This is a genomic window from Microbacterium sp. ZW T5_45 (assembly GCF_044987415.1).
In the GTDB taxonomy this organism is placed as follows: domain Bacteria; phylum Actinomycetota; class Actinomycetes; order Actinomycetales; family Microbacteriaceae; genus Microbacterium.
The window spans coordinates 1-13405 of sequence record NZ_JBJDRJ010000045.1 but is presented as its reverse complement, the minus strand read 5'-3'; the positions used below and the strand labels follow the sequence as shown (position 1 = coordinate 13405).

Here is a 13405-nt window from a genome sequence, read left to right as displayed (position 1 = left end):
CTTCTACCGATATTGTTTCATGTATGGATGACTCTGTCGACCGCGCGATCCTCGCGGAGGTGTCGCGCGACGGGCGCGTCACACTCGCCCACCTCTCCGATGCCGTCGGACTGTCCGTATCGGCCGTGCAGTCGCGCCTGAAACGACTCGAGACCAGGGGGGTGATCTCGGGGTACCGTGCGGTGCTCGATCCCGAGCAGGTGGGCACGCCGCTGTCGGCCTTCATCGAGATCACCCCGTTGGATCCTGCTCAGCCGGACAACGCCCCGGAGCTCCTCGAGCACCTCGACGCGATCGAGGCGTGTCATTCGATCGCCGGCGATGCGAGTTACATGCTGTTCGTCCGCGTGCCGTCTCCTCGGTCGTTGGAAGGGCTCGTCCGGGACATCCGCCTCGCCGCGAATGTCAGCACGCGCACGACTGTCGTGCTGCAGACCTATTACGAGCACCGTCCGATCATCCCGGTCGGTGCGACCGCCTGATCCGCTCACGTCCCCGTCAGAGCGCAGCGCCGATCATCGCTTCTCCGAGAGGAGTGCGCTGATGCAGCATCCGTGCCGCGTCGCGTTCGCTGGCGATCAGCCCGGCACCGCGGAGCACGGTGAGGTGATGGGATGCCGTGGAGGCGGAGATCCCGGCATCCGCTGCCACCTGAGACGTCGTGCGCGCGCTGTCCGCGGAGAGCAGGATGCCGGCCCTGGCCGGACCGAGGAGCGCACCCAGGGCGTCGGCGATCTCAACCGTGCCTCGCGCCCACCCCGCCGTCACCCCGCGAGCGGGATAGAAGAGCGTCGGTTGCGCCGGTGGCTCGGTCAGGACCATGCAGCCCCACGACGACATCACCGACGGCACGAGCACGAGCCCACTGCCGCGGCGGTCGACCTGCTCGCTGTGCCGGCGAAGCCGCACCTGCACGGCGCCTGCGCCCCAACTCACCCGTGGATGCAGATCGCCCGCCATCGCGCCGATGCCCGCCGACGCGATCGTGCGAGCGCGCACCGCGATGTCGGCGCGGAGGATCCGCTCGAGCTGGGGCCACACCGGCGCGAGCACCGCGTCCCACACGTCCGACCAGGCTTCGGCGATCAGGTTCCTGGCCCGTTGCGGACGATCCTGCATGTCGCGCAGCGCCTGCTGCCGCGCGCCGGTCGAACGCGCGACCATCTTGCCGAAGTCCACGCGCATGCCGGCCAGGGGCGCGCGGCGGAGCGCCTCGAGCTCGGCGTCGGGAGTCAGGTCCCACGCGGCGGTCGTGGTGAGGAAATCCGGCAGGTAGCCGTCGTCGCCGATCACGGCCGCCAGCAGGCGGAAGCCTTCGCGAGGCAGCCGTGCCCGGGCGGAACGGAGCCATCCCCATTGCAGCGGATGCTGCTCCGGGCGCAGCAGCACTCTGACGGCGTGGGCGAGCTCGTGACCCGGCGAGATGCCGAACCGCACGGCTTGGATGTCACCGGGGCTCAACTCGAACTCGACGCGGTGATCCGGATGCTCGACGCCCTCCACGGGGGCGTCACGAACGACGGATGCCCCTGTCGAGTTTCGATCCACATCGAAACTCTAGGTCGGCTGTTCGCCGCTGTCGAGACTGGGGACATGAACAGCACATCGCTACCGGGAGGCGTCGTCGCCGACGCCGACATCCGCATCGGCACCGGCCGCAGCCGGAGGTTCGAGGGTGCGCAGCACAGCGCGGCGGTCTCGTACTTCTACGTCGAGAATCAGCCGGGTCAGGGGCCGGGACTGCACTGGCACCCCTACCCTGAGACCTGGGTGGTGCTCGAGGGCTCCGCCCGCATCACCATCGGCGACGAGACGGTCGACGTCGTCGCCGGTGACACCGCCACCGGACCCGCATACGTTCCGCACCGATTCACCAACATCGGCGATGGCACGCTGCGGATCATCGGCATCCACGCCTCACCGACCATCATCCAGACATTCATCGACGAAGACTGACACCAGGAGAATCCATGTCCTTCCAGGCATACCTCGACAAGGTCGAGATCCAGACCGGCCTCACCCCTCGGCAGTTCATCGAGCTCGCCACCGAGCAGGGGTTCGACGAGACGACGAAGTCCACTGTGGTCCTGAACTGGCTCAAGCAGGAGTACTCGCTCGGCCACGGCCATGCACAGGCCATGGTGCACGTCATCCTCAAGGGGCCGAAGATCAGCGACAAGCACGTCGGCAAGGGCGGGGCGCACGGCGACGCCTCGGATACGCTCTGGCTCGACGGAAAAGACAGCAACCCGAACGCCTGACCCCCACACCTCATCCGAAGGAGCACGACATGGTCGTCCGCGCAGATCTGAACGTCTCACTCGACGGATTCGCCACCACCACCGACCAGACACCCGAGAACCCGTTCGGCGAGGACTGGGGGCGGCTGGTCGCCGCGTACACAGCGACCAGGACGTTCCGCAGCCGCGTGCTCGGCGACTCCTCGGGGGAGGGCACGACCGGCGTCGACGAGAAGTACGCACACGCGTACTTCGAGGAGGTCGGAGCCGAGATCATGGGCGCCGGCATGTTCGGCCTGCACCAGCATCCGGGCGATCTCGAATGGCAGGGCTGGTGGGGCGATGAGCCGCCGTTCCGCGTGCCGGTGTTCGTGCTCACCCACACGCCGCGCGAGTCGATCGCCTTCGACAACGGCACGGTGTTCCACTTCCTCGCCGCGACGCCGGAGGAGGCGCTGGCCCGGGCGACGGATGCCGCGAACGGCGGAGACGTGCGCATCGGCGGTGGCGTCGACGTGGTGCGGCAGTTCCTGCACGCTCGGCTGATCGACCGCCTGCACCTGGGCGTCTCGCCGCTCGTGATCGGCAGCGGCAAGCGGATCTGGGATGACCTGCGCGGCATCGAGAACGAGTACGCGGTCTCCAGCGAGGTCGCCGAGAGCGGTGTCACGCACGTGACCTTCTCGCGGGTCTGACCCCGGCAGCGGTCGGCGCGAGCAGGGTCGGCATCGGCTCAGCCACTAGTATTCCGACGTGGCAGCATCCTCGAATCGCAAGAAGAGCAGCAGCAAGCGTCGTCCGGCTGGAGTCAGCGGCAACCCGGCGAAGAAGCCGGTCGTCGAACTCGGACCGGTGACGGCGGGGGACTGGATCGGCGCTGCGCGTCTGCGCACGCTTCCCCTCGCGATCGCCCCGGTCGTCATCGGCACCGGCGCTGCACGCAGCACGGGACCGGAGTTCCACTGGGTGATCGCTCTCGCCTGCCTCGCCGTGGCGGTGCTCCTGCAGATCGGCGTGAACTTCACGAACGACTACAGCGACGGCATCCGCGGCACCGATGCCGTGCGGGTCGGTCCTGCGCGGCTGACGGCATCCGGACGCGTGCAGCCGCGCACCGTGCTCGTGATCGGCCTCACGTTCTTCGCGCTCGCCGCGCTCGTCGGGCTCGCGATCGTGATCCGCACCGGGCAGTGGTGGATGCTGGCGGTCGGCGCCGCGTGCATCGTCGCGGCGTGGTTCTACACCGGTGGCAAGCGGCCATACGGATACTTCGGCCTGGGCGAGGTCTTCGTCTTCGTGTTCTTCGGCCTGGTGGCGACACTCGGCACGACGTGGGTGCAGATCTTCGCGCTGCCGCAGCAGGCGTGGCTCGGCGCGATCGCCGCCGGACTGTTCGCGTGCGCGGTGCTCCTCGCGAACAACCTGCGCGATATCGATCAGGACCGTCTCGTCGGCAAGCGCACCCTGACGGTGCTCATCGGTCGCCGGGCGACGCAGGTGCTGTTCACGCTGTTCCTGCTCGCGCCGTTCGTGATCGGCGTGTTCCTCGCGCTGCTGTTCCCGATCGCGTGGGTCTCGCTGCTCGCCCTGCTCGCGGGGCTTCCTGCCGTACTGATCGTGTGGACGTACCGCAAGCCGGGCGAGCTCGTCGTCGCGCTCGCGCTGACCTCGTTCACCGCGCTGCTGTTCGCCGGCGCGCTGTTCTGGGCGTTCGTGGGCTGAGCCCGCGGAACCCGATCAGATACGGCGGGCGTCGTCCGCCGCAGAGCCGGTCGAGCCGGTGTCCTCGGGAGCTTCCGTGTCGTTCACGACGTCCGTCGTGTCGACGTCGACGTCCGTGCGGGACTCTGCGTTCTCCACGTCGTCTGCGCTCTCGACGTCGAGCGCCTCGTCCTCGGCATCCGCATCCTCCTGCTCGGCAGCAGGTCGCGCGCTGCGACGCTCGTGAATCCGGGCCGAGGCATCGGAGAGCGGCGCGCGCAGGAACAGCATCGAGATGCTCATGCCGATGAGGGCGGCGAAGATCGCGGCGAGCCACCAGAGTTCGCGGAAGATCGGGAAGAAGAACCAGAGGATCGCGAGCGGGACGAGGAACGCCAGCAGCCGCAGCACGGTGTAGACGAGGAGAGGTGCGGGCTTCACCCGTACAGTCTACGTTCGCCGTCCGGTCACTCGATTCCCACCCGAGCGAGGGGGAGTCCTCGCACCACGCGGCGCCAGGGGTGCTCGCCGAGCGTCCACAGCGTGCGCGTCTCGGGGGAGAGCGCGAGGTCCTGGCACCCGGCAGGCAGGGGCTCGGTCGCTCGATCGAGTCCGTCGAACGTGCCCGACCAGAGTGTTCCCGGGGCGAGGCCGTCGGACTGAGAGACCAGGAGGCGGTCCTCCCACAGGGCGGCGCCCTGCATCCGCGGGATGCCGGGCGCGAAGGTGCGGATCGGTGCGAAGCCGGCCTCGGTGAGTTCGAACTCGCCGAGGCGCCCGCGGTCGTCATCACGGAATTCGCCGATGACCATCCGCGACACCGGATCACCGCTCGCACCGAACACCCGTCCGATGAACGAGCACCGCAGCGGCACCTCATGGATCGCTGTACGCACCGCGACGAGTGCCCGTGCCGGTGCGCGGCGTCTGCGACCGCGCGAGGAATCATTCGCGGAACCCGTCGCGCGAACAGCCGCGTCGCCGTGGGCCACACGGAGAGAACCGAGGTCGAACTCCCAGATCCCCTGATTCGTCGCGGCGGCGAACAGCCGGTCGCCGAACCACGCCAACCCGCCGGTGTGGATCCGTGCCGGCTCGAGCCGCCCCTCGTCGGTCTCCACCACGAGCGCCACATCGATCGAGCGGCGGCGCGCGAGGTCGATGAGGGTGACCCGAGAGGCGAGGTGGCGACGCTGCGCGTCCTGTCGGAACCAACTGACCGCCAGCATCCGACGTCCCTGCAGCACACCGGTGTCGATGCCCTGCGGGTACCACCGGTTCGTCCACGATCTCGCCGTGACCCAGCGGAACTCGTCGGCGCGCCCTGAACGGCCGCGCACGGGTCTCCATGTCGGGCGGAACAATCGGGGCATGCGTCCATCGTCGCGGATCTTCCCGCCGTCGCGAAGCGCCGGCGCATATCATTCGAGGATCAGGACACCCGCCGTTCACCGCGAGGTCGCCGTTCGGCAACGGTCCCATGGGAGCATCCGTGACACCGTCGACCCCCGGGAGCCCCGTGCCCAGACCTCTCGTCACCGTGATCCTTCCCGCGAAGGACGCCGGACTCTACATCGGCACGACGCTGGACACCCTGACCCGTCAGTTCGACACGTCGCACGCGGTGAAGCTCGTCGCGATCGACGACGGTTCGCGCGATGAGACCGGCGCGCTCATGCGTCACTACGCCGACAGGTTCGATCACGCGGTGGTGCTGTCGAACCCGCGCGCGGCAGGGCTTGCGAACGCGAGGAATCAGGGCCTCGCTCACGTCGAGGGCGAGGCGTTCTGCTTTCTCGACGGCGACGACTGGATGCAGCCGCACAGGCTCGCCGTGCTCGCCGAACGCCTCAACGAACTCGGCTGCGACTTCGTCCGCACCGACCACGTGACGGTGACAGGAGGCAAGCGCGTCCTCCGGCGTGCGCCGCACCCCTGGCGCGAGGTCGTCTGCGCGCCGCGCGAGGCGATCCTCCCCGAGGACGAGTCGACCATGGTCGACTACCCCTTCGCCTGGGCGGGGATGTTCCACCGGCGGATCATCGATCAGGGTCTTGCAGAGTTCTCAGCCGGACTCTTCACCGCGGAGGACAGGCCCTGGATCTGGCGGCTCCACCTGGAGGCATCATCCTTCGCCGTCGTCGACGCTCCGGCCCTGCTCTACCGACGAGGCGTACCGACCTCGCTCACGCAGATCCGCGATCGGCGTCAGTTGGACTTCGTACGAGCCATGGGTGAGGTGATCGACATCGTGAGCGCCGACGACGAGAGCGAACGCCTGCTTGCCAAAGTCGCCTGGACGGTGCTCGCGCTGAGTTCGCGGCATCTGGTGCGATCTCGCCGCATGACCCCGCAGCTGCGAGCCGAGATGCGCGACGGCATCCGGGGGCTGCTGGGGCGCCTGCCCGAGAGCTCGGTGCAGACCGTCGTACGGCGTCTCGACGGTCCGCGACGTCGTGTGCTCGCGCCCCTGCTGCGCGACCTCCTGCGCGACGGAGCGGATGCCGCATGACGCAGCTCTTCGCGGTGCACAGCGTCTACGGCCTCGCGACCCTCGCGGCGGCCATCGACGGCGGACTCATCCTCGATCAGGGGGAGCGCATCCTCGTGCCGTTCAACTCCGCCCGAGTGCCGGAGACCACACGCGGCATCGTCGACGATCCGGCGCTGGAGTCGCTCCGGAACCGATTCGACAGGGTCGAAGATCTCGGAGCGCTCCTCGGCGCCGCCCACCCCAGCGCGTGGAAGCCGCGCGAGTCCGAACTGCCGATGCTCGAGCGGCTGCTCGCCCGAGCCTGGGACATCGACACCCGCGAGCTCGAGCTCTTCGTGCAGAGCCCGCAGGTCGCTCCGGCGAAGACGCTCATGGCGCTCTTCCCCGGAGCGCGGATCACGATCGTCGGCGACGGCCTCATGACCTACTCGCCGATGAGGATCGACCTTCCCTATCCGGTGGCCGCCCGCATCGTCCGGGTCGTCTACGCCGATGTCGTGCCCGGCGTGCGACCGCTGGTCGGCTCGCCGAGGGCGGAGACCGCTCCGGTGCCGCCCGAGCTCTTCGCTCCGGCGCTGGCCGAGACGGCCGAGCCGGAGCGCATCGACAATGCGGCATCCCCCACGGTGCTCGTGCTGGGTCAGTACCTCTCGGCGCTCGGACTCGTCACCCCAGCGGAAGAACTGGCGATGCAGCTCGAGATGATCGATCGCGCGGCGGGAAGGGCGCCGGGGCGGATCGTGTTCAAGCCGCACCCGGCCGCACCCCCGACCGTCACGCACTCGCTGAAGGACAGGGCGAGCGCCCACGGCATCGCGTTCGAGGAGTATCGCGGTCCGCTTCCCGCCGAGCTCCTGGCCGAGCACCTCGACGCGCGCGCGGTGGTCGCCGGATTCTCGACGGCACTGCCCACGGTCAGCACGCTGTTCGGCCGCGACATCGCCTCGGTCGGCAACCGCGAGGTCCTCGCGCGGCTCAGTCCGTTCGAGAACAGCAACCGCATCCCGGCGACCATCGTGGACGCGCTCACGCGCACCGATTCCCCCTACGCGGATGCCGCTCGCCTCCAGCTGCTGATCGATGCGGTCGGCTACGCGATGCAGCCGAAGATCGCGGCGCACCTGCGCCCTCGCGCCGAGCGGTTCCTCCGAGGCCTCGACGCGAACGAACGCGATCGGTACTTCGCGCCACACAGGCTCGCGGAACTCCGGCTGCCGGGCGCACCGGCCGACGGGCCGCTCGCCCGGATGCTCCGCCCCGCGGGCGGCGTCGGGCGAGCGGAGGAATGGCGCCTCACGGCACTCGGGGCGAAGCGCCGAGCCGGCCGGGCGTGGAGAGCGCTGCGCGGGCGATGAACCTCCGCGCGATGCATGAGAGAGACGAGACCGAGATCATGAGCACCACGGTGGCGATTATCCCCGCACGTGGAGGGTCCCGAGGCGTGCCGCGCAAGAACGTCCGCCGTGTCGGCGGAGTGCCGCTGGTCGCGCGAGCCGTGCAGGCGGCGCTCGCCGCCGACGGCATCGACCTCGTCGTGGTCTCCACCGACGACGCCGAGATCGCCGAGGTCGCCGCGGTCGCAGGGGCACGCATCGTCCATCGACCGGCCGACATCTCCGGCGACACCGCGTCGTCCGAGAGCGCTGTGCTGCACGCGATCGGCCAGCTCGAGGCGGAGGGAGTCGAGGTCGGCGTCGTGGCGTTCCTGCAGGCGACCTCGCCGTTCATCCCCTCCGCCGCGTTGGCGGATGCCGTCGCCCGCGTGCGTGCGGGGGAGGCGGACAGCGTGTTCTCGGCCCACGAGACCTTCGGCTTCGTGTGGCGACGGGATGCCGACGGCCAGGCATCCGGCATCAACCACGACGCGTCCCATCGGCCTCGCCGCCAGGACCGCGAGCCGCATTACCTCGAGACCGGCGCGTTCTACGTGTTCACGGCCGCCGGCTTCCGTGAGAGCAGGCACCGCTTCTTCGGACGCATCGCCGTCGCCGAGGTGCCCGAGTGGTCGGCCATCGAGATCGACGACGAGCACCAGCTCCGCATCGCTCGCTCCCTCGCCGCGATGCATGAGGCTCCGCATCCGATCGCCGTGCGCGCGGTCGTCACCGACTTCGACGGAGTGCACACCGATGACACCGCGATCATCGACGCATCCGGCGGCGAGCGGGTACGGGTGAGCCGGGAGGACGGCATGGGCGTCGCGCTGCTGCGGCACGCAGGCATCCCGATGCTGATCCTCTCGACCGAGGTGAATCCGGTCGTGCGCGCGAGGGCGGAGAAGCTGCGCGTCCCGGTGCTGCACGGGATCGACGACAAGGAACAGGCTCTGCGCGGGTGGGCCGCCGAGAACGGCCTGGACCTCGACGACATCGCGTACCTCGGCAACGACGTCAACGATCTGCCGGCGATGCGCATCGTCGGGTGGCCCATCGCGGTCGCGAACGCGCATCCCCGGGTGCGAGAGGCGGCCCGGGTCGTGCTCACGCGCACCGGCGGATCCGGAGCGGTCCGCGAGCTCGTCGAACGAGTGTTGTCTGCCTGACCGCGCCCGGTCACCTGCGCGTCGAGCGCTGTTCACCCTCGGCGCGTACCCAGGAGGGAAGGCATTTCGACGACCGGAGGATCCATGACTGTCAGCATCGGCTCGCGAGTGATCGGCGGCGGTCGCCCCGCATACGTCATCGCGGAGATCGGCCTGAACCACAACGGCGATGTCGAGATCGCCAAGAAGCTCATCGACGTCGCGGCACGCGCCGGAGCGGATGCCGTCAAGTTCCAGAAGCGCACCCCGGAGATCTCGACTCCCGAGCACATGCGCGACGTCCCGCGTGAGACGCCCTGGGGAACCATGACCTACCTCGAGTACCGTCGTCGGGTCGAGTTCGGTCGCGAGGAGTACATCGAGATCGGCGACCACGCCACGATGCAGGGCCTCGACTGGTTCGCCTCGCCCTGGGATGTGCCGAGCGTCGAGTTCCTCGAGGGCCTCAACGTCGTGGCGCACAAGGTCGCCTCGGCGAGCCTCACCGACACCGAGCTGCTGGTCGCCCTCCGTGAGACGGGCAAGCCTGTGATCCTCTCCACGGGTATGTCGACCATCGAGCAGATCGATCGGGCGCTCGATACCCTCGGCACCGACCGGGTCGTGCTCCTGCACGCCACCTCGACGTATCCGCTCGAGCCGGAGGAGGCCAACCTCCGCATGATCTCGACGCTGCGCGATCGCTACGCCGGCATCCCCGTCGGCTACTCCGGCCATGAGCGCGGGCTGCAGATCTCGCTCGCCGCGGTCGCTCTCGGCGCCGTCGCGGTCGAACGTCACATCACCCTGGACCGCACCATGTGGGGTTCCGACCACGCCGCCTCGCTCGAGCCCACGGGTCTGGAGCACCTCGTGCGTGACATCCGGGTGATCGAGAAGGCTCTCGGCGACGGCGTCAAGCGCGTGTTCGACAGCGAACGCGCCCCCATGGCGAAGCTGCGTCGCGTCTCGGCATGAGCACGGGCCTCCGGGTCGTCGCGATCGCCGACGCCGACTCCTTCGTGAAGTGGTCGGCCTCGCTGCTCGGCAGCGTGCCCGGCATCCGTCCTCATCTGCTGCTGGTGAAGACGCCCCTCACCGCGAGTGCGGCACAGGAGCGCACCGCGCTCGCCGGCGCGGGCCTCGACCCGGCCGCCGTATCGCGGATCATGTTCGGCGAGACGGGGCCGTGGCTCGAGGCCCAGCGCCCCGACGTCGTGCTGCTCGCCGGCCGTGGGCCCTTCGTGCGTCTGATGGGACGCGTGATCGACGCGCTCACGCACCGCCCGGTGACCGTCGCCGGGCTTCCCGGGATGGCGATACCCGCGCAGCGGGGAGCGCTGGACTACCGCCGCCACGTCGATCTGCTCGTCGTGCACTCCCATCGGGAGGAGCGGGCGTTCGCCGATCTCGGTCGGCGCATCGGAGCACAGGTGCCGACCGCGCTGGCGACGCTGCCCTTCGCCAGGACGAAGGCGCGGATGCTGTCGCCCGAGCTCGTCCGCGCGGGGACCGCATCGTCCGCGACGCGTCGGGGAGGTGCGGCAGAGACCGAGCAGAACCCGGGACCCGACGGCATCCGCTCGTCGATGTCGAAGGCGCCGGCGACCGACATCGTGTTCGCGGCTCAGGCCCTGGTGCCCATGGACCGCGAGGACCGGGCCGAGATCGCGGCGACACTCGTGCGCGCAGCCGAGGCCGATCCGCGGCGACGGATCGTCGTGAAGCTGCGCTCGCGCCCAGGCGAGGCGGAGACGCACCTCGAGCGTGATGCGTACACGGAGCTGCTCGGAAGGCGGGTGCGGGTGCCGGAGAACCTGGTCTTCTCGTACGAGTCGATGTCGCAGGCCCTCTCGACGGCCGCGGGCCTCGTCACGGTGAGCTCGACCGCGGCGATCGAGGCCCTGGCGCAGGGGATCCCGGTGATCGCTCTCGACAGCTTCGGTGTCAGCAAGTCGCTGCTCAACACGGTGTTCGTCGGCAGCGGATTGCTCGGAGGGCGCAGCGAGGTCATCGCCGGCCGGTTCCGGCATCCGCACCCCGATTGGCTGCGCGACAACTACTTCCACCCGGAGTCGGAATCGACGTGGTGGGACCGTGTCGAGGCGCTCGTCGCGCTGCGCCGGTCGGGTTCACTGCCGGCGCGTCGGGTATCCGCGCCGCGGGGCGGCGCGCTGCACGAGGCCTGGCATCGGGCCAGCGTGCTCGGGCGGGACGATCGCACCCTGAGCGGGCGCATCGCGCTGGTCGCGGGTGAGCCGGCGGTGGGGATGCTGTCGGCGCTGAAGCGACGCAGGTCGCCCGACCTCGGCACCTGGGTGGATGCCTCGACCGACATCACTCTCGAGCCGAACCCGTTCCACGACTCGATCCGGCGCTGAGTGTCATGGATCGACTCATCGGGACATCACAGGGAACGATGCTGGTATTCCGGTTGTCGGCCCGGTAGCGTCGGGGTCATCATCGCGGCGATCCGGGCGGTCCCGGGCTCCGACTCATAATCGGCAGCGTTGCGGGTTCGACTCCCGCCGTCGCGTCCACTTCGTCCGACGCTGCGCCTCGTGTTTCGCGAGATCGGAGGATCGCACTCAACGCGGACGATTCCTTGAGGATCATCCGATCCGGGTGCGGTCATCCGATCTCCGTACATGCGGTCGGCCGCGGCCCGGCGGACGACGAGCGGCGGGCTGCGTGTCGACCTGCTCACAGCCTCGTCGAAGGTTGCCCGCGAGTACCTCCTCCGCCGGGACCCCGTCGACGGCGGAATCACTACGCGCCGAGTGTTCTCGCACGCCGGGACGATCGGACGCCGTGCGCGGGGGCCGCCTGTGCGGTCGGCATCCGATTCACGGGATGAAATCTCGGACAGCGGCCATGAAGGCGTCCGAGTCGTCCACCCAGAAGCGGATCACCTCCACCGCGTGGGCACCGCCTTTCGGCTGCCGTCCGGGGAGCCGGACCGTGACCGCATGTTCGAGGGCGATCTCGACATTGGTCTCGTCCTGCATCCGGACCGACAAGCTGGTGATTCCGTCGGACTCCGCCACCTTCGGCGACTTCGGTTCGTCCACGTTCCGCACACGCGACACGGATGCGATGTCGTCCCACCGCAGAGAGATGCTGATCTCGAGCCCCTCGCGGACGAGGATGCCGTCGGGGCCGACCGTGTGCGGACGCATGAAGAAGCCGCAGAGCAGACCGATCATCCAGGTGAGTCCCCAGATCCCGAGGATCAGGAACGCGATGCGGACCACCGGCCATGGATGCACGATGAGATCGATGATCGGGATCTCGAGCGCCGAGAGCACGATGAACACGATGAGAATCGTCTGCACCGGCTGGTGGTAGTGGAACCCGATCGCGCCGTGAGGAACCGCAGGCCGTCGGATGATCGCGCGACCGATGCTCTCGTAGACCCGCAACTCCATCACGACCGCACGTCGTGCGAAGGTGCCGATCGCAGACAGCCTCTCGCGCGTGCGGCGTGCGGGGGCCGTCGTGCTCATCGCGACGCCTCCGCATCGCCCGGCATTGCATCGGCCACCAGCGTTGCCAGTCTCTCGCTGATCGCGGCGAGCCCGCGTTCGAGGGCCGGCCGATCGCCGGGGGCGACGGCGTCGAGCAGTGCCGAGCTGAGATCGTGATGCTCGCGCTGCGTGGTCTCCATGAGCGAGGTTCCCTCTTCGGTCAGCTCGATCAGGAAGACGCGTCTGTCGTGCGGGTCCGAGGTGCGGCGCACGTAGCCCGCCGCAGAGAGCGCGTCGACGAGCGCACTGACGTTGCGTGCGGAGACATCGAGGGCGTCCGCGATCGCCTGTTGCGGCACGGGACCGGAGTGATGCACGGTCCACAGCACGGCCATGCGCGCGCTGGAGAGGGGAGTGCCCGAGAACACGCGGGTCATGTCGCGCTCGAAGAGATCCGAGATCAGCAGCAGGCGATCGAGAAGGTGCATCAGGGCTCCGTTCTTCACTTTCATACCTAAGGTAATTGTTACATAAGGTAACGAACAGTAAGAGCCCCGGGTGTGGTGGGGCGGTGCTCCGGCGAGGGTGCGTCATCGCCGTAGGCTCATCGCATGATCCAGTCGGGCATCGCCTCGTTCGTCGTGCTGTCGACCGACACCGAACCCGAAGCCGTGTCCGAGCTTCTCGGCCTCGTGCCCACCAGCATCCGACGTCGCGGCGAAGTGTCGCGCACCGGGTGGGTGCGAGAGGTGCACGTCTGGTCGCTCGACGTGAATCGCATCGACAACTCGCACATCGCATCGCCGCGCTCGGCGTGGACATGTTCACCGACGTCTACCTGGGCGACGGCGAGGACTAGCTGTGATGTCCAGGCAGGTTGTTGAGCCTGCTGATGGGTGGGGCTCCGATGGCGGAGTGGCGCCTGTGATGATTGTAGAAGTGCATCCAGGCGGGTAGTGCTGCTCGCCGTTCGGTCTCTGAT

General features: G+C 69.0%; 16 protein-coding genes, 1 tRNA gene and 1 pseudogene. 12 read left to right on the top strand and 6 right to left on the bottom strand.

Going from position 1 to position 13405, the window contains the following annotated elements; all coding sequences use genetic code 11:
• Nucleotides 1-23: 23 nt before the first annotated feature.
• Nucleotides 24-482, top strand: a complete 459-nt coding sequence (locus tag ACI3KS_RS17290) for an Lrp/AsnC family transcriptional regulator (protein ID WP_404919773.1) — start codon at nt 24-26, stop codon at nt 480-482.
• Between the two features lie 16 nt (nt 483-498).
• Here the strand turns inward: ACI3KS_RS17290 and ACI3KS_RS17285 are convergent, their stop codons facing one another.
• Entirely contained in the window at nt 499-1548 is a 1050-nt protein-coding gene (locus tag ACI3KS_RS17285) for a DUF5937 family protein (protein WP_404919772.1), read from the bottom strand.
• A gap of 45 nt (nt 1549-1593) precedes the next feature.
• Between ACI3KS_RS17285 and ACI3KS_RS17280 the strand changes: the two genes are divergently transcribed.
• The 4 genes from ACI3KS_RS17280 to ACI3KS_RS17265 are packed head-to-tail and all read left to right on the top strand — an operon-like array spanning nt 1594 to nt 3962.
• Nucleotides 1594-1956 carry a cupin domain-containing protein gene (locus ACI3KS_RS17280; RefSeq protein WP_404919771.1) on the top strand — a complete coding sequence of 121 codons (363 nt, stop codon included), beginning with the start codon at nt 1594-1596 and terminating at the stop codon, nt 1954-1956.
• 14 nt (nt 1957-1970) lie between these two features.
• On the top strand, nt 1971-2261 hold the full coding sequence (locus ACI3KS_RS17275) for a DUF4287 domain-containing protein (RefSeq protein WP_404919770.1): 291 nt from the start codon (nt 1971-1973) through the stop codon (nt 2259-2261).
• Between the two features lie 29 nt (nt 2262-2290).
• Nucleotides 2291-2935: a dihydrofolate reductase family protein gene (locus ACI3KS_RS17270; RefSeq protein ID WP_404919769.1), complete on the top strand. Its 645-nt coding sequence runs from the start codon at nt 2291-2293 to the stop codon at nt 2933-2935.
• A gap of 58 nt (nt 2936-2993) precedes the next feature.
• Nucleotides 2994-3962 (top strand): 1,4-dihydroxy-2-naphthoate polyprenyltransferase, encoded by a 969-nt coding sequence (locus ACI3KS_RS17265; protein ID WP_404919768.1) that lies wholly within the window; start codon nt 2994-2996, stop codon nt 3960-3962.
• 15 nt (nt 3963-3977) lie between these two features.
• Here the strand turns inward: ACI3KS_RS17265 and ACI3KS_RS17260 are convergent, their stop codons facing one another.
• Together ACI3KS_RS17260 and ACI3KS_RS17255 are read right to left on the bottom strand one after the other, a co-directional pair.
• Nucleotides 3978-4382, bottom strand: coding sequence for a DUF4229 domain-containing protein (locus ACI3KS_RS17260; protein WP_404919767.1), 405 nt, complete (start codon nt 4380-4382; stop codon nt 3978-3980).
• Nucleotides 4383-4408: 26 nt separating this feature from the next.
• Nucleotides 4409-5314 carry a hypothetical protein gene (locus ACI3KS_RS17255; protein WP_404919766.1) on the bottom strand — a complete coding sequence of 302 codons (906 nt, stop codon included), beginning with the start codon at nt 5312-5314 and terminating at the stop codon, nt 4409-4411.
• Nucleotides 5315-5460: 146 nt separating this feature from the next.
• Between ACI3KS_RS17255 and ACI3KS_RS17250 the strand changes: the two genes are divergently transcribed.
• The 6 genes from ACI3KS_RS17250 (at nt 5461) to ACI3KS_RS17225 (ending at nt 11496) form a co-directional block, all read left to right on the top strand.
• On the top strand, nt 5461-6453 hold the full coding sequence (locus ACI3KS_RS17250) for a glycosyltransferase family 2 protein (RefSeq protein ID WP_404919765.1): 993 nt from the start codon (nt 5461-5463) through the stop codon (nt 6451-6453).
• A complete protein-coding gene (locus ACI3KS_RS17245; protein WP_404919764.1) occupies nt 6450-7790 on the top strand; it encodes a polysialyltransferase family glycosyltransferase in 1341 nt (446 codons plus the stop codon). Before ACI3KS_RS17250 ends, ACI3KS_RS17245 begins: the two co-directional genes overlap by 4 nt.
• A 38-nt stretch (nt 7791-7828) precedes the next feature.
• Nucleotides 7829-8977 carry a cytidylyltransferase domain-containing protein gene (locus ACI3KS_RS17240; RefSeq protein ID WP_404919763.1) on the top strand — a complete coding sequence of 383 codons (1149 nt, stop codon included), beginning with the start codon at nt 7829-7831 and terminating at the stop codon, nt 8975-8977.
• A gap of 84 nt (nt 8978-9061) precedes the next feature.
• Nucleotides 9062-9934 carry an N-acetylneuraminate synthase family protein gene (locus tag ACI3KS_RS17235; protein WP_404919762.1) on the top strand — a complete coding sequence of 291 codons (873 nt, stop codon included), beginning with the start codon at nt 9062-9064 and terminating at the stop codon, nt 9932-9934.
• Entirely contained in the window at nt 9931-11337 is a 1407-nt protein-coding gene (locus ACI3KS_RS17230) for a DUF6716 putative glycosyltransferase (protein ID WP_404919761.1), read from the top strand. The genes ACI3KS_RS17235 and ACI3KS_RS17230 overlap by 4 nt, the downstream gene beginning before the upstream one ends.
• Before the next feature lie 83 nt (nt 11338-11420).
• Nucleotides 11421-11496, top strand: a tRNA-Met gene (locus tag ACI3KS_RS17225).
• 306 nt (nt 11497-11802) lie between these two features.
• Here the strand turns inward: ACI3KS_RS17225 and ACI3KS_RS17220 are convergent.
• Nucleotides 11803-12462 carry a hypothetical protein gene (locus ACI3KS_RS17220; protein WP_404919760.1) on the bottom strand — a complete coding sequence of 220 codons (660 nt, stop codon included), beginning with the start codon at nt 12460-12462 and terminating at the stop codon, nt 11803-11805.
• Nucleotides 12459-12911 carry a MarR family winged helix-turn-helix transcriptional regulator gene (locus tag ACI3KS_RS17215; protein WP_404919759.1) on the bottom strand — a complete coding sequence of 151 codons (453 nt, stop codon included), beginning with the start codon at nt 12909-12911 and terminating at the stop codon, nt 12459-12461. The genes ACI3KS_RS17220 and ACI3KS_RS17215 overlap by 4 nt, the downstream gene beginning before the upstream one ends.
• 123 nt (nt 12912-13034) lie before the next feature.
• On the opposite strand from ACI3KS_RS17215, the gene ACI3KS_RS17210 reads away from it, so the two are divergent.
• Entirely contained in the window at nt 13035-13307 is a 273-nt protein-coding gene (locus ACI3KS_RS17210) for a DUF4279 domain-containing protein (RefSeq protein WP_404919758.1), read from the top strand.
• Here the strand turns inward: ACI3KS_RS17210 and ACI3KS_RS17205 are convergent.
• A pseudogene (locus ACI3KS_RS17205) lies at nt 13279-13405 on the bottom strand (IS481 family transposase); the annotation flags it as partial. The gene ACI3KS_RS17210 and the pseudogene ACI3KS_RS17205 overlap by 29 nt on opposite strands.